General features: G+C 67.9%; 22 protein-coding genes and 1 tRNA gene. 13 read left to right on the forward strand and 10 right to left on the reverse strand.

All coding sequences use genetic code 11. The features are described 5' to 3' along the window. Positions 1 to 224 precede the first annotated feature (224 nt). From CQW49_RS12630 to CQW49_RS12640, 3 genes are all read left to right on the forward strand, one after another. On the forward strand, positions 225 to 584 hold the full coding sequence (locus tag CQW49_RS12630) for an Hpt domain-containing protein (protein ID WP_003609298.1): 360 nt from the start codon (positions 225 to 227) through the stop codon (positions 582 to 584). 81 nt (positions 585 to 665) lie between these two features. Further along, positions 666 to 740 (forward strand) — tRNA-Thr (locus CQW49_RS12635). 194 nt (positions 741 to 934) lie between these two features. Then, positions 935 to 1,222 carry a hypothetical protein gene (locus CQW49_RS12640; RefSeq protein ID WP_003609297.1) on the forward strand — a complete coding sequence of 96 codons (288 nt, stop codon included), beginning with the start codon at positions 935 to 937 and terminating at the stop codon, positions 1,220 to 1,222. Positions 1,223 to 1,228: 6 nt separating this feature from the next. On the opposite strand, the gene CQW49_RS12645 is transcribed toward CQW49_RS12640, so the two are convergent. Together CQW49_RS12645 and CQW49_RS12650 are read right to left on the reverse strand one after the other, a co-directional pair. Continuing rightward, positions 1,229 to 2,206, reverse strand: coding sequence for a bifunctional riboflavin kinase/FAD synthetase (locus CQW49_RS12645; protein ID WP_003609295.1), 978 nt, complete (start codon positions 2,204 to 2,206; stop codon positions 1,229 to 1,231). Between the two features lie 139 nt (positions 2,207 to 2,345). After that, positions 2,346 to 2,936, reverse strand: a complete 591-nt coding sequence (locus tag CQW49_RS12650) for an RNA polymerase sigma factor (protein WP_003609293.1) — start codon at positions 2,934 to 2,936, stop codon at positions 2,346 to 2,348. A 270-nt stretch (positions 2,937 to 3,206) separates the two neighbouring features. Between CQW49_RS12650 and CQW49_RS12655 the strand changes: the two genes are divergently transcribed. Continuing rightward, positions 3,207 to 3,560, forward strand: a complete 354-nt coding sequence (locus tag CQW49_RS12655) for a hypothetical protein (RefSeq protein ID WP_003609290.1) — start codon at positions 3,207 to 3,209, stop codon at positions 3,558 to 3,560. 139 nt (positions 3,561 to 3,699) lie between these two features. Here CQW49_RS12655 and CQW49_RS12660 read toward each other — a convergent pair whose 3' ends face one another. The 4 genes from CQW49_RS12660 to CQW49_RS12675 form a co-directional block, all read right to left on the reverse strand. After that, a complete protein-coding gene (locus tag CQW49_RS12660) occupies positions 3,700 to 4,599 on the reverse strand; it encodes a transglutaminase family protein (RefSeq protein ID WP_003609288.1) in 900 nt (299 codons plus the stop codon). After that, positions 4,596 to 7,112, reverse strand: coding sequence for a circularly permuted type 2 ATP-grasp protein (locus CQW49_RS12665; RefSeq protein WP_003609286.1), 2,517 nt, complete (start codon positions 7,110 to 7,112; stop codon positions 4,596 to 4,598). Before CQW49_RS12665 ends, CQW49_RS12660 begins: the two co-directional genes overlap by 4 nt. After that, on the reverse strand, positions 7,102 to 10,398 hold the full coding sequence (locus CQW49_RS12670; RefSeq protein ID WP_003609284.1) for a transglutaminase family protein: 3,297 nt from the start codon (positions 10,396 to 10,398) through the stop codon (positions 7,102 to 7,104). The genes CQW49_RS12665 and CQW49_RS12670 overlap by 11 nt, the downstream gene beginning before the upstream one ends. Positions 10,399 to 10,581: 183 nt before the next feature. Then, positions 10,582 to 11,331: a glucose 1-dehydrogenase gene (locus CQW49_RS12675; RefSeq protein ID WP_003609283.1), complete on the reverse strand. Its 750-nt coding sequence runs from the start codon at positions 11,329 to 11,331 to the stop codon at positions 10,582 to 10,584. Between the two features lie 81 nt (positions 11,332 to 11,412). Between CQW49_RS12675 and CQW49_RS12680 the strand changes: the two genes are divergently transcribed. Then, a complete protein-coding gene (locus CQW49_RS12680; RefSeq protein WP_003609281.1) occupies positions 11,413 to 11,769 on the forward strand; it encodes an ArsR/SmtB family transcription factor in 357 nt (118 codons plus the stop codon). A gap of 41 nt (positions 11,770 to 11,810) precedes the next feature. On the opposite strand, the gene CQW49_RS12685 is transcribed toward CQW49_RS12680, so the two are convergent. From CQW49_RS12685 to CQW49_RS12700, 4 genes are all read right to left on the reverse strand, one after another. Next, the gene (locus CQW49_RS12685; protein ID WP_003609279.1) at positions 11,811 to 13,004 is read right to left on the reverse strand and encodes a GGDEF domain-containing protein; all 1,194 of its coding nucleotides are present in this window, start codon (positions 13,002 to 13,004) and stop codon (positions 11,811 to 11,813) included. Positions 13,005 to 13,183: 179 nt separating this feature from the next. After that, positions 13,184 to 13,522: a heme-degrading protein HmuQ gene (gene hmuQ / locus CQW49_RS12690; RefSeq protein ID WP_003609277.1), complete on the reverse strand. Its 339-nt coding sequence runs from the start codon at positions 13,520 to 13,522 to the stop codon at positions 13,184 to 13,186. A gap of 40 nt (positions 13,523 to 13,562) precedes the next feature. Then, positions 13,563 to 14,408, reverse strand: coding sequence for an energy transducer TonB (locus tag CQW49_RS12695; RefSeq protein WP_003609276.1), 846 nt, complete (start codon positions 14,406 to 14,408; stop codon positions 13,563 to 13,565). Between the two features lie 25 nt (positions 14,409 to 14,433). Beyond that, entirely contained in the window at positions 14,434 to 16,428 is a 1,995-nt protein-coding gene (locus CQW49_RS12700) for a TonB-dependent hemoglobin/transferrin/lactoferrin family receptor (protein WP_244441310.1), read from the reverse strand. Positions 16,429 to 16,788: 360 nt separating this feature from the next. On the opposite strand from CQW49_RS12700, the gene hemP reads away from it, so the two are divergent. The 8 genes from hemP to CQW49_RS12740 all read left to right on the forward strand — a co-directional run bounded on the left by hemP (position 16,789) and on the right by CQW49_RS12740 (position 22,208). Further along, a complete protein-coding gene (hemP, locus tag CQW49_RS12705) occupies positions 16,789 to 16,965 on the forward strand; it encodes a hemin uptake protein HemP (protein WP_003609270.1) in 177 nt (58 codons plus the stop codon). A 7-nt stretch (positions 16,966 to 16,972) separates the two neighbouring features. Next, a complete protein-coding gene (locus CQW49_RS12710; protein WP_003609269.1) occupies positions 16,973 to 17,860 on the forward strand; it encodes a heme/hemin ABC transporter substrate-binding protein in 888 nt (295 codons plus the stop codon). Beyond that, positions 17,857 to 18,954: a FecCD family ABC transporter permease gene (locus CQW49_RS12715; RefSeq protein WP_003609268.1), complete on the forward strand. Its 1,098-nt coding sequence runs from the start codon at positions 17,857 to 17,859 to the stop codon at positions 18,952 to 18,954. The genes CQW49_RS12710 and CQW49_RS12715 overlap by 4 nt, the downstream gene beginning before the upstream one ends. After that, entirely contained in the window at positions 18,951 to 19,799 is an 849-nt protein-coding gene (locus tag CQW49_RS12720) for a heme ABC transporter ATP-binding protein (protein ID WP_003609266.1), read from the forward strand. The genes CQW49_RS12715 and CQW49_RS12720 overlap by 4 nt, the downstream gene beginning before the upstream one ends. A gap of 99 nt (positions 19,800 to 19,898) precedes the next feature. Then, positions 19,899 to 20,435, forward strand: coding sequence for a DUF4142 domain-containing protein (locus tag CQW49_RS12725; RefSeq protein ID WP_003609263.1), 537 nt, complete (start codon positions 19,899 to 19,901; stop codon positions 20,433 to 20,435). 277 nt (positions 20,436 to 20,712) lie between these two features. Next, on the forward strand, positions 20,713 to 21,030 hold the full coding sequence (gene rplU, locus CQW49_RS12730; protein ID WP_003609261.1) for a 50S ribosomal protein L21: 318 nt from the start codon (positions 20,713 to 20,715) through the stop codon (positions 21,028 to 21,030). A 133-nt stretch (positions 21,031 to 21,163) separates the two neighbouring features. Beyond that, on the forward strand, positions 21,164 to 21,433 hold the full coding sequence (rpmA, locus tag CQW49_RS12735) for a 50S ribosomal protein L27 (RefSeq protein WP_003609259.1): 270 nt from the start codon (positions 21,164 to 21,166) through the stop codon (positions 21,431 to 21,433). A gap of 172 nt (positions 21,434 to 21,605) precedes the next feature. Then, positions 21,606 to 22,208 (forward strand): GNAT family N-acetyltransferase, encoded by a 603-nt coding sequence (locus tag CQW49_RS12740; RefSeq protein WP_003609258.1) that lies wholly within the window; start codon positions 21,606 to 21,608, stop codon positions 22,206 to 22,208. Positions 22,209 to 22,211: the final 3 nt, after the last annotated feature.

The following is a 22,211-nucleotide window of genomic DNA, read 5'->3' on the forward strand; positions in this document are numbered from 1 at the left end:
GGACCAGCTCGGCCTGCGCGCAGAGAGCGCCGCGCCGAGGCTCGTCGTAGCCGCTCGCGCGACATCCGGGACTTTGCATGGAAAGCCAGGACTTTGCACACAAATTTGATTCGATTAAGAATACGTCGCCAATGCACGGGCGGCGAGACGAGGCGAGCCGCCAGCGCGCGGTCCATCCACAAAAAAATGTGCTGCGAGGCGCCGCCGCGACGAGAGGAGCAGGCATGACTCTATGGACGCAGCCGGGCGACGCCTCGGGCCTCATGGAACTCGCCCATCTCGAGGAGGCGACGGCGGGGGACGAGGAGCTCGCGAGGGAGCTGCTGGCCTTGTTCGTGGGTCAGGCCCGCGACATCGTCCGCCGTCTCGAGGGCGCGCCGCCGGATCGCGAGCGGCGCGAGCTCGTCCATACGCTGAAAGGCTCGGCCGCCGCCATCGGCGCCGTGGCCGTGGCGCGGGCGGCGGACGCCTGCGAGGCGGCTCTGGCCGCCGGCCAGCAGGCGGACGCGCCGCTCGACGCGCTGCGCCGCGCCGTGGCCGACACGCTGCCGGCGATCGCCGATCTCGAACAGCGAGACGCATAGGGCGTCTTGCCTATGCGATGGCCCTGTGGCACAAGGCCGAGAAGACGCGTCGGGCGAACCCGCTTCGCCACGCGGACGGATGCTGCAGTAGCTCAGTGGTAGAGCACTCCCTTGGTAAGGGAGAGGTCGAGAGTTCAATCCTCTCTTGCAGCACCATTTCTCCATTCGGCGACGCCGAGCGGCGCGCGCGACGCAAATCCCCTAGCGAAGCTTGCGCGAGATGGGTCTTCCTGCTCGCGGAGGTGACGACCTCTTCGTAGCGGCGCGTCTGGCCGGGATCCTTGAATTCGTTCATGAAGCAGCCATCGACCCAGACTTCGACGAGTTGATCGGTCGACCGGAGGCCCAAAATGACCCGGGAAGAATTCGAAGCCTCGCTCGGCGCCGCGACGCCGCCGGCGCTCCAGCCGGCGCTGCTCGCGCTCTGGCGCGACGCGCGGGGCGAGTGGGACCTCGCGCACAAATGCGTCGATACGCGCGACGATGCGCTCTCCATGTGGGCGCACGCCTATCTGCATCGCAAGGAAGGCGATCTCGGCAACGCCGGCTATTGGTATGCCCGCGCCGGCCGTGCGCCGGCGCGAGGGACGCTCGCGGAGGAGTTCGGCGAAATTCTCGGCGCGTTGCTCGGACCTTGACAGAAGTCAGCGCGGATGGCGGGCCAGAATCTCGCGCGCCTTTTGCGCGTCGTCGCGCATCTGCGCGGTGAGCGCGTCGAGCGAGGGGAATTTGGCCTCGCCGCGAATGAAGCCGATGAAGGCGACCTCGACCGTCTCGCCATAGAGATCGCCGTCGAAATCGAAGACGAAGACCTCGAGCAGCGGCGCGCCCTGCTCCTCCACCGTCGGGCGCCGGCCGAAATTGGCGACGCCCTCGCGGACGACCCCGCCCGCCTCGAGCGTCACCGCATAAATGCCGTGGCGCAGCCGGCTCGAGGGATCGAGCGCGATATTGGCGGTCGGAAAGCCGAGCGTGCGGCCGAGCTTGCGCCCCTCCTGCACCACGCCCTCGACGAAATAAGGATGGCCGAGCAGCCGCGCGGCGAGCTCGACGTCGCCGGACTGCAGCGCCTCGCGCGTCGCCGTCGAGGAGACCGCCTCGAGGCTGCCCGCCTCGTCCTGCGTCACGCGCGGCACGATCTCCACCGCAAAACCGAGCCGCTCCCCCTCCGCGCGCAAGAAATCCGGATTGCCGGCGCGCTTGGCGCCGAAGCAGAAATCATAGCCGGCGACGGCCGCCGAGACGCCGAGCCGGCGCGCGAGAATCTCCTCGGTGAATTCCCGCGGCGGGCGCGCCGCGAAATCTTTGTCGAAGGTCAGAATGACCATGCCGTCGAGGCCGAGACGAGCGAGCAGCGCCGCCTTGGCGTCCGGCGGCGTCAGCCGGAAGATCACCGAGCGTCCGGCGAAGACGTCGGCCGGATGCGGCTCGAAGGTCAGAAGCGCGCAGGGCTTGCCGAGCGAGCGGGCGAGCGCCTGCGCATGGGCGATGACGCCCCTATGGCCGCGGTGCAGACCGTCGAAATTGCCGATCGCGACCACCGCGCCCGCGAGGCCGGCCGGCGGCGCCTGCGGATCGCGGGCGACGATGAAGGGATGCGCGAGCGGCAAGGGGGCGTCCAATTCTGAGCGTCCAATCGGGTCGGGGCGCCGAAGGGCGCGCACGCGAGAGCCTGCGCAGTTTGGGCAAAGACCCCGGCCGAGTCCAGAGACGCGAGAGCGAGGAGCCCCGGGGCTCCTCGGATTCGTTCCGCTTTCTACTCTATGCGACCGACGGCCGCAGCTCGGCGCGCGGTCGCGACCGCGCTCGAGCGGCGCGCGCCTCGGGCTCGGCCTCGGCCGACCTCCCCGCCCCTCCGTCGAGCGCCGTCTGCAAATGATCGACGGTGCGGCTCATATGGCGGTTGACGGTGCGCAGCGAGATGCCGAGACGGCGGGCGATCTCCGGAAAGGTCATGCCATAGAGCCGGCTGAGCAGGAAGGTCTCGCAGCAGGCGCTCGGCAGCTGCGCCAGCGAGGCCTGCAGATTGCGCAGGAGAACGGCCTCTTCAGCCGCCGTGGTGAAAGGCGAATCGGAGCCGGAAACGGCCTCGTACTCCACATCCTCGACGACGCAGGCGGAGCGCGTCTTGCGCTTGCGCAGGAGGTCCAGCGCCACATTGGCGGCGATGCGATAGAGATAGCCGCGGGCGTCGACGATGCGATTGGCGTTCTCGAGCTCGAGCAGGCGGAGATAGGCCTCCTGCACCACATCCTCGGCGTCCTCCCGCCCGACCTGGCGGCGCGCGAGCCCCTGCAATGCACGGTTGTGTCGACGATAGAGCTGATCGATGGCGGCGGGCGAGAAGCGCATCAGCGGCGCCCTCCCCGGCAAGCCGTCATCGTGTCGGAGCTTCGCGCCGGCGCCGTGTTGCGCGCGACAGCTACGCAAGCGGGTGAGCGGCGCGTCGCTCGAGCGGAAACAAATTCGTTGGACATGAGCGTCTCCCACGGCCATTGCGGCCGGCGTCTGGGACGAGCCCGGCCGTCTCGCCGCGCAATGAGCGACGGCGAGGGACGGACGGCTCTTCAGGATCGGAACGGAAAGGAAGAAGAACGCTCAGGCGGGTGGAGCGCGGGCCCTGTGGGAATCGAGCAGGCGCTCCGGGACGTCGCGATCGGCGTCGGGCCGCGCAGGCAGGACGCGCGGACCAGGTTCATGCGCGGCGGCGCAGCGCGCCGGCTCGAGCAGGAATGGATGATCGGAGGACGATTCGCAGAGGAGGCAATGATCGCAGCGCTGGCGCCGATCGTCGCGAGCCGGGTCATCGTGACTGTCGTTGGCGCAAACACGCGCTGCGAGACGCTGATCGAGAACGGCGGAGGACAGGGCGCTGGCCGGAAAGGCCTGCGCGAGCAGCGACAGACACAGGATGAGCGCAAAAAGGACGCGAGGACGCATGTCGGGACGCCGCCTGCTGCAATCACTCAACTATGAGTTGCATATAAATTAAACTTATTCGTGACAGTTGGCAATTATCTCGCGCATAAATTGTAGACGCGACGCAATTTGCGAGAGCAGACACGCGTCCCGAGAAGGGACGTCGAGGGGAGGCCGTTCGCTCGAGCGAAGAATTCTAGCCTGCGGCGGCGGCCGCGGCCTCGACCGGCGTGACGCTGACGCTCACGTCAAGCTTCTGGCGGCCCGCGGAAAAAATCACCCCGTCGATCGGCGAGACATCGGCATAGTCGCGGCCGATCGCGATGACGACATGGTCGTTCTCGACCAGAATGGCGTTGGTCGGATCGAGGTCGATCCAGCCGTCGGTCTCGCCGCACCACAGCGACATCCAGGCGTGCGAGGCGTCCGCGCCTTCGAGCGGCGCGCCGCCCGGCGGCGGGATGGTGCGAATATAGCCGCTGACATAGGCGGCCGGCAGGCCGAGGCCGCGCAGGCCGGCGATCATGATGTGGGTGAAATCCTGGCAGACGCCGCTGCGCATCTGAAAGGCGCGGGCGAGCGGCATGGCGACGTGGGTCGCGCTCGGGTCATAGACGAAATCGGATTTTATGCGCCGCATCAGCTCCGCCGCGCCCTCGAGAATCGGCCGGCCGGGCGGAAAGCTCGCGCGCGCATAGGTCGTGGCGGGTTCGTAGAGCGGCGCCAGCCGGCTCGGATAGAGCCAATGGGCCGGCGCATGAGAGTCGAGCGAGGCGGCGCCGATCGCATCGGCGCGCACGCGCTCCCAGGAGAGCGTCGCCGCCTCGGCCGGCGGCGCCGGCCGCTCGACGCGCACGCGCGAGCGCATAGCGATTCCGAGCTTCACATGCGGCGCGTCGATACGCGCCTCGGCAACCCGGTTGCCATAGAAGTCGACGCGCTCGCGCCAATCGTGCGGCGCCGGCGTCACATCGATGCGGCCGGACAGCACGCTCTGGCCGCCGTCGCTGCGCGGCAGCAGCCGCAAAGCACAGCGCGCCGAGGCGACGGGCGCCTCATAGCTGTAGGTGGTCACATGGGTGATGTCGTAGATCACGCGAGACGGACAGGCTCTTCGAAATGCGCGGCGTTGGAGCCTTGCAGGAAGTAACGGCCGGCGAGAGCGTCCGCAAGGCTCATGAGGCGCTGCTCGATGGCGAAGATGCGCGTCGCGTCGAGCATGACGGCGTCCTCCACCTCGATCTCGGCGCGCAATTTGACCGAGAGCCGCCGCGGCTGCTCCAGCAAGCCGTCGTGACGCAGCGTCGGCAGAGCCGCGAGATGCTCGTCGATGCGCGTCACCTGGAAGCACACCGAGCGCGGGTTGTAGGGATCGAGCAAAGCCATGTCGAGCGCCGGCGCCAGCGCCGCGCCGGCGAGATAGCGCGAGCGATAGGTAATCTGCGAATCGATGAGCTCGAGCAGCGTGTCGAGGCTGTCGATGGTGGCGCCCTCGTCGGCGAAGGCCCGGGCGAAGCGGCAGGCGTTGATGGCGCGCTCGACGCGCTTGCCGAGATCGAGAAAGGACCAGCCGGCGACGCGATTGACATTCTCGTCGATGAGGCCGGAGAGCGCGGCGACGATATGCAGCGACTGCTCGGCCGTCTCGAGCAGCTCCGGCTCCGAGCAGAGGCCGGACCCGAGCTCCTGCAGCCGGCTTTCGAGCCGATTGATCAGCTGCCAAATGTCCTGCGAGAGACGCTCGCGGATGATGGACGCGGCCTGACGCGCGGAACGGGCGACGCTGAGCGCCGATCCCGGCGCCTCCGAGCCGGCGGCCGCCGCCTGCGCCAACTCCGCCGCCGCGAGCCGCGGAGTCTTGGCGGGCGCGGCGCCCCAGGCGAGCAGGATGCGCTCCAGCCGCTCGATCGGCTGGCGGCCGCTGTAATTGGGCGCATCCGCCTCGGTGAGGCGATTGCAGAGGCAGCGCACGAGCCGCAAGGTCGCCTCGGCGCGCTCGATATAGCGGCCCATCCAGAAGAGATTATCGGCGGCGCGGCTCGGCAGATCGCCGACCATGCGCACGATCTCTATGTCGTCGCTGGTCGGCAGCAGGGAGGCGTTGTCGATCGGCCGGTCGGCCAGCACCCAGACATCCGCCGATTGCGCGCCCGCGCCCATGGTGATGGCGCGCACGTCGAGCCGGTCCGACACGCGGCAGAAGCCGCCGGGCATCACCCGCCAGCCGTCCGCCGTCGCGGCGGCGAAGACGCGCAGCGCAAAAGGGCGCGGCGCGAGACCATCCTCGCGCCACACCGGCGTCGTCGACAATTGCACGACCTCCTGGCCGACATAATCCATGCCGCGCGCGTGCATGAGATCGACGAGGCGCGCGCGCTCGGACGCGTCGAACTCTCCGCCCAAAGCGACGCGCCGGCCCGGAAAGCCGGCGAGATTTTCGCCGAAGGCGGGGGCGACGGCCCGCTCCTCGAGCGAGGCGATCACCTCGTCGCGCGCGGCGTCCTGCCCGCACCACCAGGTGGCGATATTGGCGAGCCGCAGATCCTCGCCGAGCAGGCGGCGCGCGAGGGCCGGCAAAAAGCCGAGCAGCGCCCGCGATTCCACGAGGCCGGCGCCGGGCATGTTGGCGAGCGTGACATTGCCGTCGCGGATGGCGTCGAGGAGGCCCGGCACGCCGAGCTGCGAGGCCGCGTTCAGCTCCAGCGGATCGCACCAGTCGGCGTCGACGCGCCGCCAAACGACGTCGACGCGCTTCAGCCCGGCGATGGTGCGCACATGCAGCTTGCGCTCGCTGGTGACGAGATCGGCGCCCTCGACCAGCAGCAGGCCGAGATAGCGGGCGAGATTGACCTGCTCGGAATAGGTTTCGCTGAACGGTCCCGGCGTCAGCAGGCAGATGCGCGGGTCCTTCTGCTGCGCCGCCTTGGAGAGGCCGGCGCGGAAATCGCGGAAGAAGGGCGCGAGCCGCTGCACCTTCATGTCGCGATAGAGGCGCGGGAAGGTGCGGGCGAGGACGAGCCGGTTCTCCAGCGCATAGCCGGCGCCGGACGGCGCCTGGGCGCGATCGCCGAGCACCCACCAGCGCCCGTCCGGCCCACGGCCGATGTCGGCGGCGTAGAAGCGCAGCCAGCGCCCGCCCGGCGGCGCGACGCCGGCCATGGGGCGGATATATTCGGGCGAGCCGGCGACGACGGCGGCGGGCAGCGCGCCCTCCTTCACGAGGCGCCCTTCGCCATAGACGTCGCGCAGCACGCGATCGAGCAGCTCGGCGCGCTGGGCGACGCCGGCCTCGATCTCGCGCCATTCGGCCTGCGGCAGCAGCAGCGGCAACCGGCTCAGCGGCCAGCTGCGCTCCTTGCTCTCGCCGAGCACGCGATAGGAGACGCCCATGTCGCGAATGCGCCGGCCGGCGGCGGCGAAGCGATCGTCGATGTCGTCGCGGCCGAGGCCGGCCAGAGTGTCGAGCAGCCGCCTCCAATGCGCGCGCACGCGCCCGTCCAGCCCGACCAGCTCGTCCGGCACGCCGGCCGGCGGCGCATAGCGCTCGAGCCAGGAGGCGACGCGACGCGACGCCTCCCCGTTCGGGTCGATCGGACGTTCAGCCGGCACAGCTCCTCCGCAAGTCCAAGGTCAGCGGAAATTCTCCCGCCGGCTCCTCGCGCGGCGGCCGCACCCGGCCGGGCGTGTGGCCGTGATCCTGGAACCGCGAGAGCCTGCGGGCCTCCGCCTCATGTGAATTTACCGGAAACGTATCATAGTTGCGACCGCCCGGATGCGCCGTGTGATAGACGCAGCCACCGAGCGAGCGCTCGCTCCATGAATCTATAATGTCGAAGGTGAGCGGCGAATGGGCCGCTATGTTCGGGTGCAGCCCCGAGGCCGGCTGCCACGCCTTGTAGCGCACGCCGCCGACCGCGAGGCCGGAGGCTCCGGCGCTCGACATCGGCACGCGGCGGCCGTTGCAGGCGATCACATGCCGGCCCGGCACGAAGCCGTCGGCCTTCACCTCGACGCGCTCCACCGACGAATCGACGAAGCGAACCGTGCCGCCGGCCGCGCCCTCCTCGCCCATCACGTGCCAGGGCTCCAGCGCCTGCCGTACCTCCAGCTGCACGCCGCCATGCTCGACGCGGCCGGCGAGCGGGAAGCGGAACTCGCGCTGCGCCTCGAACCATTCCGGCTCGAACGCATAGCCGGCGCGCTGCAGATCGCCGAGGACGTCGAGGAAATCGCGCCAGACGAAATGCGGCAGCATGAAGCGGTCGTGCAGCGCCGTGCCCCAGCGAATGAGCGCGCCCTGCTGCGGCTCGCGCCAGAACCAGGCAACGAGCGCGCGCAGCAGCAATTGCTGCGCGAGGCTCATGCGCGCATCCGGCGGCATCTCGAAGCCGCGAAACTCGACGAGGCCGAGCCGGCCGGTCGGCCCGTCCGGCGAATAGAGCTTGTCGATGCAGATTTCGGCGCGATGCGTGTTGCCGGTGACGTCGACGAGCAGATTGCGGAACAGGCGGTCGACGAGCCAGGGCGGGAAGCCGGTCGTCCCCGCCTCCGGCACATTGGAGATGGCGATCTCGAGCTCATAGAGCGAGTCATGGCGCGCCTCGTCGACGCGCGGCGACTGGCTGGTCGGGCCGATGAAGAGGCCGGAAAAGAGATAAGAGAGCGCGGGATGCCTCTGCCAATAGAGGATCAGGCTCTTCAAGAGGTCCGGACGGCGCAGGAAGGGCGAGTCGAAGGGCGTGCGGCCGCCGAGCACGACATGATTGCCGCCGCCCGAACCGGTCTGGCGGCCGTCGACCATGAATTTATCGGCGGTGAGCCGCGCGTTGCGCGCGTCCTCATAGAGGCCGGTCGTCGTCGCCACGGCGTCGCGCCAGGAATCGGCGGGATGGACATTGACCTCGATGACGCCGGGGTCGGGCGTCACCTTGATCACCTCGAGACGCGGATCGACCGGCGGCGGATAGCCTTCGATGTGAATGGGCAGTCCTAGCGCCTTGGCGGTGGTCTCGACCGCCGTCAGCAGCTCGAGATAATCCTCGAGCGTGGGGACCGGCGGCATGAACACGCAGAGCGCGCCATTGCGCGGCTCGACGGCGAGCGCGGTGCGCACCGCGCCTTCGACCTCCAACTGCGGGCTGACGTCCGGCGGCGCGGCGAGCGCGTTGGTTTCGTAGATTTGCTGCAGATGGAAGGGATCCGGCAGCGGCCGGCGAATCTCGGTCGGGTCCTGCTGCCAGGAATAGGGATAGGAGGCCGCCGGAATCCACGGCAGCGAATTGATCGGCAGGCGCAGGCCGATCGGCGAATCGCCGGGCATGAGGAACAGCTTGCCGCGCCGCAGCGGCCAGCGCTCCGACACCCAGCGCCGCTCCGCGAGCGCGTTCCAGCGCTGCACCGGCAGCACGAAACCGGTCGGGCGCGACAGGCCGCGCTCGAAGGCGCGCAACATGCGCGCCCGCTCCTCGGCGTCGTCGATCTTCGAATCGAGCGGATCGACATTGATCGGCAGCGAGCCCTCCTTCAGCAGCCAGTGCGCCGGGTCCTCATAGGCCGGGATCACATAGCGCGGGCCGAGGCCCAGACGTTCGGAGAGATCATTGACGAAACGCTCGCCGTCCTCGGCGGTGGGGACGCTGGGCGCGCCGATGCGGGTGACGAGATCGGGATCGCGCCAGACGGGCTGGCCGTCCTTGCGCCAATAGAGCGCGAAGGCCCAGCGCGGCAGGCTCTCGCCCGGATACCATTTGCCCTGGCCATAATGCAGGAAGCCGCCGCGGGCGAAGCGCTGCTGCAGCCGCCGCACCAGATCGTCGGCGCGCGCGCGCTTGGTGGGGCCGACGGCGGCGGTGTTCCACTCGGCCGACTGGAAATCGTCGATCGACACGAAGGTCGGCTCGCCGCCCATGGTGAGCCGCACATCCTGCGCGGCGAGATCGGCGTCGACCCGTTCGCCGAGCGCGTCGAGCCGCGCCCACGACTCGTCCGAGAAGGGCGCGGTGATCCGCGGCGCCTCGCGAATGCGCTCGACGCGCATCTCGAAGCCGAACTCCACTTCCGCCGGCTCGACGATTCCGGTGATCGGCGCGCAGGAGCGATAATGCGGCGCGCTGCACAAGGGCAGATGCCCCTCGCCGCAGAAGAGGCCGGAGGTGGCGTCGAGCCCGATCCAGCCGGCGCCGGGAATATAGACCTCCGCCCAGGCGTGCAGATCCGTGAAGTCGTGATCGGTTCCCGTCGGCCCCTCGATCGGATCGACGTCGGCCTTCAGCTGGATGAGATAGCCGGAGACGAAGCGCGCCGCGAGGCCGAGGCTGCGCAGAACCTGCACCAGCAGCCAGGCCGAGTCGCGGCAGGAGCCCGTGCCGAGCGCCAGCGTCTCGTCCGGCGCCTGCACGCCGGGCTCCATGCGGATCACATAGCGAATGTCGCGCTGCAGGCGCGCGTTCAGCTCGACGAGATAGTCGACCGTTCGGGCCGGCGCGCTCGGCCGCACGCTCTCGACGAAGGCGAGCGCGAGCGGGCCCAGCTCCTCGACCTCGCGCGAGGAGGCGAGCTCGGCCTCGAGCTCCTGCGGATAGGCGAAGGGGAATTGCTCGGCGAAGGGCTCGATGAAAAAGTCGAAGGGATTGTAGACGGCGATCTCGGCATGGAGATCGACCTCGATGCGGAATTCTTCCGCCTTCTCCGGAAACACCAGCCGCGCCAGCCAGTTGCCATGCGGGTCCTGCTGCCAATTGATGAAATGGCCCGTCGGCAGGATCTTCAGCGAATAGCTCGGCACCCGTGTGCGGCAATGCGGCGCCGGGCGCAGACGCACCACTTGCGGCCCGAGCGCGACCGGCCGATCATACTTATAATGAGTGACATGGTGGAGCGCGACCTTGATCGACACGGAATCTTCGCCTCGTGAGGACGCCATTGCGGCAGGAGGCGATTAGCTAATGGCCGGCGCGGCGTGTCAATCGCGGCGGCCGGCGCGCGTCGCGCTTTGCCGGAAATTGCCGCAGCGCGCATTGGCCCGTGGCGGGCGGCGCCGACGAATGCGGCGCCGCCTCTGCGAAGCGCGATCGCGCGATTACACGGCGACCATGCCGCCGTCGGCGTAGAGATCGACGCCTGCGACATAGCTCGCCGCGTCGGAGGCCAGAAACAGCACGGCCGCGGCGATCTCTTCCGGCCGGCCGAAGCGGCCGAGCGGCACGCTCTGCGAAATATTCGCGCCGAACTCGGCGACCTGCTCGGCTGGCAATCCCAGCGTGTCGAAGATCGGCGTCTCGATCGGACCGGGGCTGATCGCATTGACCCGGATGCCGCGATCCTTCAGCTCCGAGGTCCAGCTGCGCACGAAGGAGCGCACGGCGGCCTTGGTGGCCGAGTAGACGCCGAAGGCCGGCATTCCCTTGGTATTCGCGACCGACGAGTTGAGGACGATCGCGCCGCCGGCGGAGAACAAGGGGAGCGCCTTCTGCACGGTGAACAGCAGGCCTTTGACATTCACGCCGAACAAAAGATCGAAATGCGCTTCGTCGACGGCTTCGAGCGGCGCGAGCCGCGCCAGGCCGGCGTTGGCGAACAAAATGTCGATGCGCCCATGCCGAGCCTTCACCTCCGCGTAGAGACGGTCGAGATCGTCGAGCTTGGCGACGTCTCCTTGCACGCCGAAGGCGTTGGAGCCGATCTCGGCCACCGCGGCCTCGAGCTCCGGCTTTCGTCGCCCGGTGATGACGACCTTCGCGCCTTCCGCCGCGAAGAGCTTCGCCGTGGCGAGCCCGATTCCGCTGCTTCCGCCAGTGACGACCGCGATCTTTCCTTGGAGCTTGCCCATGTTCTCGGCCCTTCTGTTAATTCAATAGTTCGGTTTTTACGAACTAAAGCGCGATCTGTCAAATCGTGCTAGTGCCGGGTCATGAGGACGCTCCACCATCCGCGCCTCGACGAGATCACGGTCGAGGGAATTCTCTACGCCTTGGCCGACCCGGTGCGCGTGGAAATATTCGCCCGGCTGGCGGCGTCCGAATGCGGGCGCAACTGCTCGACCTTTCTCGAGGTCCAGGACTGCCGCCTGCCCAAATCGACGCTGTCTCAGCATTTTCGCGTGCTGCGAGAGGCCGGCTTGATCCGCAGCGAGCGCCGCGGCGTCGAGATGATCAGCTCCACGCGTTGCGCCGAGCTCGCCGACCGCTTCGGCCCGATGCTGCGCGCGATCGTGGACGCCTATGAGCGGCAGAAGCAGAGCCCGAGACACGACACGCCGCCCGGCTAGAGCGCCAGAGCGGCCGTCCGGATCGGACGACGATCCGAAGGTCAGGAAATCGCGAGGGAGGACGGCGGCGCATCGCCGCAGAGCGCCACGCCGCCCCGATTATCGCGCTTGGCCCGATAGAGCGCCGCGTCGGCGCGCTCGCACAATATCTCCAGCGCCAGACCGTCGCGCGGCGCGAGAGCGACGCCGATGCTGGCGCCGATGCGAATCTCCCGCCCATCGATCTCATAAGGCGCGGAGAGAACGCGAATGATGCGATGCGCGAGCAGCCGCGCTTCGTCCTCGTGGCGAATGCCGGTTTGCACGATGACGAATTCGTCGCCGCCGAGGCGCGCCGCCGTGTCCTCGCTCCGCAGCGTCCCGACGAGGCGCTCGGTCGCCATGCGCAGCAAGGCGTCGCCGACGAGATGGCCGTGCAGGTCGTTGACGGCCTTGAACCGATCGAGATCGAGACAATGGATCGCCAGCGCGCCGTCCTCTGCGCCGAGCGCTGCGACGCTATCCTCGAAACGCTCACGCAGATGGACGCGATTGGCGAGGCCGGTCAGAGCGTCGCGCCTCGCCAGCGCCGCCTGATCCAGCTTCGTCATCAGCTGGCGGCGGGCTGTCACATGATTGCGCGACGCCCATTGCACCACCGCGCAGGCGAATCCGGTCAGCAGAACCGCTTCGAGAAGGAAGGCGGCGACGATATGGGGGTCGGCGGCGCCGGTGGCGCGATAGAGAAAGCCGGCGACCGTCGGTCCGGTCGAAAGGGCGAGGGCGTTTCTGCACAGCCTGGGACCGAAGCCGACATTGGAGGTCGCGCCGCTGCCGAAGACGAAAGCGAGAGTGCAGGCCAGCATCGGCACCAGCGCCGAATCGGGCGGGTGGCCCATGGTGAGCGCATGCGCGTTGATGGCGCCGAGCATCACCGCATAGGCGTAGACGGCCGCGTCATAGAGGCGCTCCCATCGCCGCGCCTCGGCCCGCGTGATCGGCCCGGCCGCCGCGCGCCTCCGATAAGCGAGAACGAAGCCGACGCAGGCGACGCAGACGAGCGCGGCCAGCAGGGTCAGAACGAGGATGAGCGCATCATGCTTGCGTGAGGCGAGCAGCAGGCCGACCGCGGTCAACGTCGCGCCCATGAAGGCTGGAGGCAGGATCGGCCGCATCAGCATGTCGATGAGCTCGACATAGGCCGCGTCGGGGAGGGGACCCGCCGCCGCGGTCGAGGTTTCGAAGCGCCGCCACATTCGCCGCCCTGTCGTCTTTCGCCTCTGTCGTCGGGAACGTTATCGGATCCGATCGGATCGGTTAACCCTCCTAAGATAGGGGCTGGTCGTGACGGCGCCGAATTTTCTGCTCCGCCGCCCTGCGCAATGGCGACGTTCGAGGACGCGACGCGGGGCGACTGTCGCGCGCCGCGATCCAGTCATTCGGCCGCCGCGGCGATCCCCGGATTGGTCTGCTCGAGCACGCTGTCGAAGCCTTCGAACTCCGGATGACCGAGATAGAGCGGCTTGTTCTTGCCGGCGTCCTTATGGGCGTCGCGGAACTGCTCGGAGGTCGTCCAGGCGAGGAAGCTCTCCTTGTCGCGCCACATCGTATGCGACGCATAGAGCGTGTGATCCTCGCGCTCCGGGCCGCGCAGCAGATGAAAGGCGAGAAAGCCCTCCATCTCGTCGAGCCGCGAGCGGCGCGAAGCCCAGATCGCCTCGAAGGCCGTTTCCTCGCCCTTGACGATCTTGAATCGATTCATCGCGATAAACATGCTGTTTTCCTCGTCTGCGGATCGCCGGCGGCGATCGGTGTCATCTGAGATTATAATCGACGCCGGCCGTGATGCTCATGCTCGACGCCCCGTCCGACATCGGCGGAAAGGGCGCCGCGCGCCGCACCATGGCGAGCGTCGCCTCGTCCAGCAACGGCGCGCCGGACGATCGCGCCAGCGCCACCGCGAGAACGGCGCCGCCCGGCGACAAGATGAAGCGCACCACCGCGACGCCGACGATATTACGGTCGCGCGCCTCGTTCGGATAGCGCTTGAAGCGCGCGAGATGCGCGAGCGCCGTCGCCCGATAGCTGGCGCTGCTCGCAGTTCCGGCGAAGGTCGAGCCGCCGGCCTCGCCGCCGCGAGTCTCGGCGCGGCTGCGCAGGCGCTCCCGTCCGTCGCCGTCGTCCGCCGAAGGCTCGCGACGACGCGCCTGCGGCGCGCCTTTCGGCAGAACGCGCGCATGGGCGCGTGGCCGCCTCTCGCGCCGCTCGAGCTTTTGCGCCGCCGGCGCCCGCCGCGGCGCGACGATCGCGTCGGGCGCCGTTTCGACGAGAGGCGCGGATGCGAGCGGCGTCTCGTCCGGCGCTTCGGCGATCGGCTCCGTCGCCGACGCCTCCCCGAAATTCGCCGCCGTCCGCGCCGCCACGCTCTCCTGCGCGCCGGCGACGATCTGCACCTCGAGCGCCCGCTCGCCCCCCTTGGGCGCCGCGAGCCTCTGGCTCGCAGTCAGCGTGAAGATCGCGAGGACGACGCCATGACCGGCCAGCGACAACACGGTCGAGACGAAAGACTCGCGATCACGGCGCAGGGTCGGCGGCGCGAGCGCTCGCCGCGCCATCGGCTGCGCGGCGTCGGCTTCGCCGCTCGCAAAAACCATGGTCATCTCGACGTCTCCACGAGGCCGCGCGTCAATTCGAGGCGAATTTCACGGCGACCGCGAATTTCACGGTGAAGCCGGCGCTCGGCAGCGAGTTGAGATATTGCGTGTATTTGCGGTTCGTCACATTCGACAGCAGCAGATTGGCCGTCACTGCGTCATTCACGGCGTAATTGGCGAAGAGATCGATGTAGTCGTAGGATTTCGTCGGCGTCGTGACCGTGGTGGGGCTGCGATCGACCGCCGTGTAGCGGCCGCCGACGGTCAGCGCGGCGTCGAGGAAGCGGAACGCCAAACTGGTCGTGATACGTCCCGGCGCCACGCTGTAGAGCGGCGCATTGGTCGAGAGATCCTTGCCGCTGTTGAGGGAGCCGGCGACCGAGAGAAAGCCGCCGCCCCAATCATAGACCCCTTCGCCCTCGACGCCGCGAATCTCCGCCCTCGCCACATTGAGATATTGGTAGGACGTGATCGGGAAGCAGAGATAGGACGCGAAGTTGCAGACGACGGTCGACATGCCGGGGATGAAGGGCACGAGATAGGAGCCCCCCACCGTCTGGAAATCGATGAAATTGTCGATCCTGTTCTGAAAGAGGTTGAGCTTGCCTCTGATCTTGTCGCCCGGCTTCAGCACGTCCTCATATTTGACATTGACGCCGACCTCGACGTCATGCGCGACCTCCGGCTTCAGATAGGGATTGGGCAGGATGTTGAACGCCGGGAACGGATGCGTCCCCGAGATCAGCGTCTCTGTGATCGACGGCGCCCGATAGCCCTCGGCATAGGTCCCATAGATCTCGACGCCCGCAAGCGGCGTCACGCCGACGGTAATCTTCGGCGACAATCGGCTGCCGCTCGACCCATAGGCGCCGCCCGAGAGCGCGTAATCGTCAAAGCGCAGGGCGCCGAGCACGCGCAGCCATGATCCATAGCGCGCCTCGTCCTGCACGAAGGCGCCGGAGAGACGCCGATCGCCAGAGGGCGTCAGCGCCGAGACGAATTTGCCGGCGTTGTCGATGGTCGTCACATGATCCTCGGCGTTGTCGCCGCCGAAGGTCAACGCATGATCGATCATCGCGGTCGAGAAGCGCGCGGTGTTGTGGACGTCGAGGCCCCATGTGCCGATGTGATCCTCGAGCCCGGCGCCGGCGGAGACGCCGAGCGCGCGATAGGTCGCGGTCGGCGACAGGACCGTCTGCCGATTGCGCGTCTCCGTGTAGTAGACTTTCGCGTCGAGATCGAGCAGCGGAACGTCGGGCTTGGCGAAATGATAGCCGAGCGTGAATGTGTTGGCGTCGACATCGTCGGAAAAGCGCGTGCCCGAGCCGCTCGTGCCATTGTTGGCGAAACGATAATTCTGCATCAGCGCTGTCGCGGTGATCGCATGACCCTCGTCGGGACGGACCGCGAGCTTCATCAGCCCGCCGACCAATTCGCTGCCGGTGTCGGCGACCGTCTTTCCCTCGCCATCCTCATAGGGCGTGCGCCGACGATAGACGAATTGCCCGAACGCATCGGCCCAATCGGTCGGCCGCGTCGCGAGCGACGTGCTCTCGAGCAGGCCTTGTCCATTGGTTCCGGAGCCGAGCTTCTGGATGATTCCATATCTTTCGCCCGGCGCGAGCACATCGTCGGCGCCGCGCGTGCGGAACGAGACGACGCCGCCGATCGCTCCAGAGCCATAGATGTTGGAGACGGGACCGCGCACGACATCCGCCTGCGAAAGAAATTCGGGCTCGAGATAGAACGTCCCATTGGCGTTGTGGCCGGAAATCTGAAAATTCTGCCGCGCGCCGTCGATGAGGACATTCACGCGGCCGAAATCCTGCAAGCCGCGAATATTGATCGATTGCGCCGGATCGTTCTGGCTCTCCTGCGTCGCGACGCCGGGAACGTTGCGCAGAATGTCTGCGAGCGTCGAAGGCTGAAAGCGCTCGATCTCCTTCCGCGTGACGACGCTCGACGCGGTCATCGACTCGACAGGCGCCTCCTGCGTCTTCGTCGCCGTGACATTGATCGTCTCCAATCCTTCGAAATCCGCGCGCGGAGACTGGGCATGCGCCGGAGCCGCGAGCGCGAATGTCGAAGAGAAAACCAGAGCCGCGCTTGCCCGAGCGCGGTGATACGAGCGATGCATGAGCCCTCCGGACGCAATCTTTTCGTCTGGCTGGCTGGCTCGGCGCGACGGCCCCGCTGGCTGGCTGTTCGGCGCCCGTGAAGACGCTTACGTAGCTTCGCGCAAGTGGCGGCCCTGTTCAAGGTCGATCGGGGCCAATCATCTTTACAAGACTTCCAGATGCTGTGTCTGCAAGCCTTCCAATAAAGGTCGAGCGCGATTGACGCGGGCGCCTCTCCTATCGATGCTTCATGATCGCGAGAGATGATCATGCAAAAAGACCACACTGCTCCCGCTTCCGATCCGCCCTTCGACGCGCCGCGCAAGCCGCGCGAAATTCCCATCGGAGAGCTGCTCGGCGAAGCCAGAGAAGCGCTGATCCTTCACGCGGGCGAGCGCTATCGCCTGCGCATCACCGCGAACAACAAGCTGATCCTGACGAAGTGAGAGAGCCGTGAGCACGCAACGTTCCGCACTCCGATGCCTGCGCGCGCTGCTGACGGCCGTCGCGCTGATCGCAACGCGCGCTCATGGCGCCGAGACCGATCGCATCGTCGCCGTCGGCGGCGCGATCACCGAGATCTTCTATGCGCTCGAACGTCAGGATCGGCTCGTCGCCATCGACACGACGAGCCTCTATCCGCCGCAGGCGCTGAAGGAGAAAGCCAATGTCGGCTATTTCCGCGCGCTCTCGGCGGAAGGCGTTCTATCGACGCGCCCGTCGCTCGTTCTCGCTCTGCAGGGCGCCGGTCCGCCGCCGGCGATCCAATCGCTGATCGACGCGGGCGTGCGCGTCGCGACGATTCCCGACTCGCCCTCTGCGCAAGGCGTCGTCGCCAAGATCGAAGCCGTCGGCCGCGCAGCGGATGCGAATGACGCCGCAGCGCGGCTCGCCGCCGATGTGCGCGCGCGCTTCGACGAGCTCGCGGCTCTGCGCTCCAGGATCACGACGAAGCGTCGCGCGCTGTTCGTGCTCTCTTTGCAGAACGGACGTCCGCTGGTCGGCGGACGCGGCACCGCGGCGGATGCGATCATCACGCTCGCCGGGGGTGAGAATGTCGCCGCCGACATCGAAGGCTATAAGCCGATGACGCTCGAGGCGGTCGCCGCCACGGCGCCGGAGACCATCGTGATGATGGGGACGGACGCGCCGCCGCCGGACGTGTTCTCTCTGCCCGGCTTCTCCGGCGTTCCCGCGGCGCAGACGCGTTCGCTGTTCATCCGCGACGGGCTCTATCTCATCGGCTTCGGCCCGCGGGCGCCGCAGGCCGCGCGCGAGCTGATGGCGGCCTTCTATCCCGACGCGCCAGTTCTTTCTTCGCCGCTGGACGGCGACAGATGACCGCCGTCGTCGAGCCCGATACGACGGCGATCGCGCGTTTCGTCGAGCGCCGGCGTCGACGCTTTCTCATCGTCGCCTCTGGTCTCGCCGCAATCTGCGTCATCACATTCGTATTGGCGCTCGCGAATGGCGCCGTCGCCATCCCGCCGGGCAAGACGCTCCACATTCTCATCGGCGCCATTGTCGACCACGCCGCGCTCGCTGGCGATCGCGACGCGCTCGTGCTGCTCGATCTGCGTCTGCCGCGCGTTCTGCTCGGCCTCGAAGTGGGCGCAGCGCTCGCCGCCTCGGGCGCGCTGATGCAGGGGCTGTTCCGCAATCCGCTCGCCGATCCCGGATTGATCGGCGTGTCGAGCGGCGCCGCGCTCGCCGCCGCCGCGACCATCGTGCTCGGCGACCGGCTGCTCGCCGGCGCCGGCGAGGCTGTTCCTTTCGCGCTTCTCCCCATCGGCGCCTTCTGCGGCGGCCTCATCACGACGCTGCTCATCTACGCCATCGCCACGCGCGCGGGCCGGACGTCGATGGCGACCATGCTGCTCGCCGGCGTCGCGCTCAGCGCCTTCGCCGGCGCCGCGACGAGCCTGCTCGCATTTCTGTCCGACGATCGCCAGCTGCGCGATCTGACCTTCTGGTCGCTCGGCAGCCTCAATGGCGCGAGCTGGAACAAGACAGCGATCGTCGCCGCGATCGTCACGCCCCTGCTGCTCGCCGCGCCGCTGCTCGGCCGCGCGCTCAATGCGCTGGCGCTCGGCGAGGCCGAGGCGTTTCATCTCGGCATCCGCGTCCAGCGCATCAAGGCCGCCACGATTCTGCTCGTTGCGCTCGCCGTCGGCGCCAGCGTGGCGGCGGCCGGCGTCGTCGGTTTCGTCGGCGTCGTCGCGCCGCATATCGTTCGGCTCGCGACCGGTCCCGATCATCGCCGCCTGCTGCCGCTCGCCATGATGCTCGGCGGCGCATTGCTCGTCGCGGCGGACGCTTTCGCACGCGTGCTCGCCGCGCCGGCGGAGCTGCCGCTCGGCGTGCTCACGGCGACGATCGGCTCGCCGTTCTTCTTATGGCTGCTGTTGCGGCGGAACAGGAGCGTGTGGTCATGAGCGCGATAATCGAAGCCCGCGGCGTCACCTTCCGCGTCGACGGCCGAGCGCTGGTCGACCAAGCGGATCTACGACTCGAATCGGGCCGGCTCACCATTGTGATCGGCCCCAACGGCGCCGGCAAATCGACCTTGCTGTCATTGCTCGCCGGCGCCGCGACGGCGCATGCCGGCGAGATCTCCTATTGCGGCGAGAGGCTCGACCGTCTGCCGCCTTGGCGCATCGCCAACCGCCGCGCAGTGATGACGCAGAGCGCCCGCCTCGCCTTTCCCTTCACGGTCCATGAGGTCGCGAGCCTCGGGCTCGACATCGTCGGCCGCGCCTCGTCGCGCCAGCAGCGGCGGGACATAGTGGCGCGCAGCCTCGCCGCCGCCGATGCGCTGCATCTTTGCGAACGCGAATATTCCGGCCTGTCCGGCGGCGAGCAGCAGCGCGTGCAATTCGCACGCGCGCTCTGCCAGCTCTTCGCCGGCCGCAGCGTCGACGCGCGCCAGGCGCTGCTGCTCGACGAGCCGATCGCGAGCCTGGACTTGCGCCATCAGCTGGCGCTGATGGACGCCGCGCGCGACATCGCCGACGCGGGCGCCGCGGTATTCGTCGTGCTGCACGATCTCAACATTGCGGCGGCCTATGCGGATGAGCTCGTCGTGATGTCCGGGGGCCGCATCATGGCCGCGGGCCGGCCCGGCGAAATATTGTCCGACAGTCTCGTCGCCTCGGTTTTCGGCGTCGATCTGCAATTGAGCGCTGTTCCGCCCAGCAGCCTGCCGTTTCTGCTTCCCCACGGCTATGCGCGCCGACGCGATTGGTCGCGGACGAGATTTCGCGAGCCGATGGGAAATTGACGGCCGCGCTACGGCGACAAGGGAACCCGCGCGCCGGCTCACCGTTGTATGGCGACACGCGGCGCCCTCCTTTCGGAGGCGCGACTGGGAGCTCGAGCCATGGCGAACCAACAGCAAGGCGGAACGCTGAAGCACTTCGTCGGCAAAGTGACCGATACGATCGGCGGCATGGTCGGTCGAATGGGCGCCTCCATGTCGACGAACGCGGACAGCTTCGTCGAGAATGCGGCGATCGGCGATATGTACGAGATCACGGCCGCGAAGATCGCGCTGAAGCGGTCGCGCTCCGAGCCTGTCCGCGCGATCGCCGAGAAGATGATCGAGGATCACACCGAGAACACCCGTCGCCTTCAGAACAAGCTCTCGACGAGCGAGGCGCGCGACGTCGCGCGGCCGCCGCAGACGCTCGACAGCCGTCGGCAATCCATGGTCGATCACCTCGAGGAGGCGCCGGACGATTCCTTCGATTCGACCTATCTCGACCAGCAGCTGATGGCGCATGAAGAGACGGTCACGCTGATGCAAACCTACAGGGACAGCGGCGATCACGCGCAGCTGAGGTCCTTCGCCGCCGAAGCCGCCCCTGTCGTCGAAGGGCATCTCGAAGACATCAAGCGGCTGCGTTCAATGATGTAGCTCGGCGGCTCTTCGCCCCGAATCCAGGCTCCGTCACGGCGTGGAGGGCCGCGAGAAACGCGGCAAACCCGGATTCGGAGCCTTGAGCGCGAATCGGAAACCGTTGACAATCCAGGCGCACGGCTTTATCGGCTAGGTTCGCTTCGGCGCGGCGGTTTCGCCGCGCTTTTCGTTTGTCCGCGCGAGCGGCGGCGACCGAAGCTCCCAACCGGTCCAACTGTAAAAAAGCCGGCCGGCGAACCTTCGCCAGAGCCGGGACGAACACGGGACTAACGAGATGTTCGCAGTCATCAGAACCGGCGGCAAGCAATATAGCGTGTCCGCCGGAGATACGATCACCGTCATGGCGCTGGATGGCGTTGCGGGCGACAAGGTGGTGTTCGACGAGGTACTGTTCGTCGAAGCCGAGGGCGCGACCAAGATCGGCGCGCCGCGCGTCGAAGGCGCGAGCGTCGCCGGCGAAATCGCCGAGCAGGCGCGCAGCCCCAAGACGATCTCCTTCAAGAAGCGCCGCCGCCAGAACTCCAAGCGCAAGCGCGGCCATCGCCAGGACCTGACCCTGGTGCGCATCACCGCCATCGAGGCGGGGGCCTGATCCGCGGACGTGGCGCGCGAGCGCCAGACGCGGTATAGACTTCACACGGCGTCTTTCTACGGGACGCGATCGGAATTTCCCCGCCTCAGGCCGAAAACCGGCCGACCGGCGGCAAGAGACGAGAGCAAGGACAATGGCTCATAAGAAAGCGGGCGGCTCCTCGCGCAACGGGCGCGATTCGGACGGCCGCCGTCTCGGCGTGAAGAAGTTCGGCGGCGAGCAGGTGGTGAGCGGCAACATCATCATCCGCCAACGCGGCACGAAATGGCATCCCGGCCGCAATGTCGGCATGGGCAAGGACCACACGCTGTTCGCCCTCGTCGAGGGCACGGTCGAATTCAAGACGACCAGCGGCCGCGCTTATGTATGTGTGGCCCCGGCCGCGGTTGCGGCCGCCGAATAGGCGGAGGATCGAGCAGCGAGCCTCCGCCGGCCTCCACTCCCGGCGGATCGACGCTCGTCTTTCGGCAAATGGCCGAGCTCCAGCGGAAAGTCCGGAAAAAGGCCGTAAAGGGCCGATAGGGGGAGCGGGGAGCCGCTCCCCTTTTGTCTTTTCGGGCCCCGAGGAGCGTTTCATGTTTCCGGAAATTGCGCGCGACGACATCTTTCGGCTGGAGACCGAACGGCTGTGGCTGCGCTGGCCGCGCACCGCCGATGTGGAAGCGTTCTGCCTGCTCGCCGGCGATCCCGAGGTCGCCACCAGCACCGCCCGCATTCCTCATCCCTATGAGCCGAGCGACGCCGAGGCCTTCATCCGCGCCGCGCGCGCCGAGAATGGGAGCGGCTCGGGGCTCTGCCTCGCGCTGACGCTGAAGCGGCAGCCCAATGAGGCGATCGGCGTGATCGGCTTGCACGGCTCGGCGCCGCGCGCGCCTGCGATGCTCGGCTTCTGGCTCGGCCGGCCCTATTGGGGACAGGGCCTGATGAGCGAGGCCGTCGGCGCTTTCGTCGACCTCGCCTTCGGCCTCACCAGCATCGAGCGGATCGTTTCCTCGGTGCTGCCGTCCAACGCCGCCTCGCTGCGTGTGCATGAGGCGATGGGATTCATCCATACCGGACGCGGGCTGTTCCCGGCGCCGGCCCGCGGCGGCGAGGTGGAAGTCGAAATGCTGGAGTTGCGCCGCGGCGCGATCCCCACCACTTTCGCCTCGAGGCGTCCCCGGCTCAAATCGACGTGAGCG

Origin of the sequence: Methylosinus trichosporium OB3b (genome assembly GCF_002752655.1) — a bacterium.
Classification (GTDB): Bacteria; Pseudomonadota; Alphaproteobacteria; order Rhizobiales; family Beijerinckiaceae; genus Methylosinus; species Methylosinus trichosporium.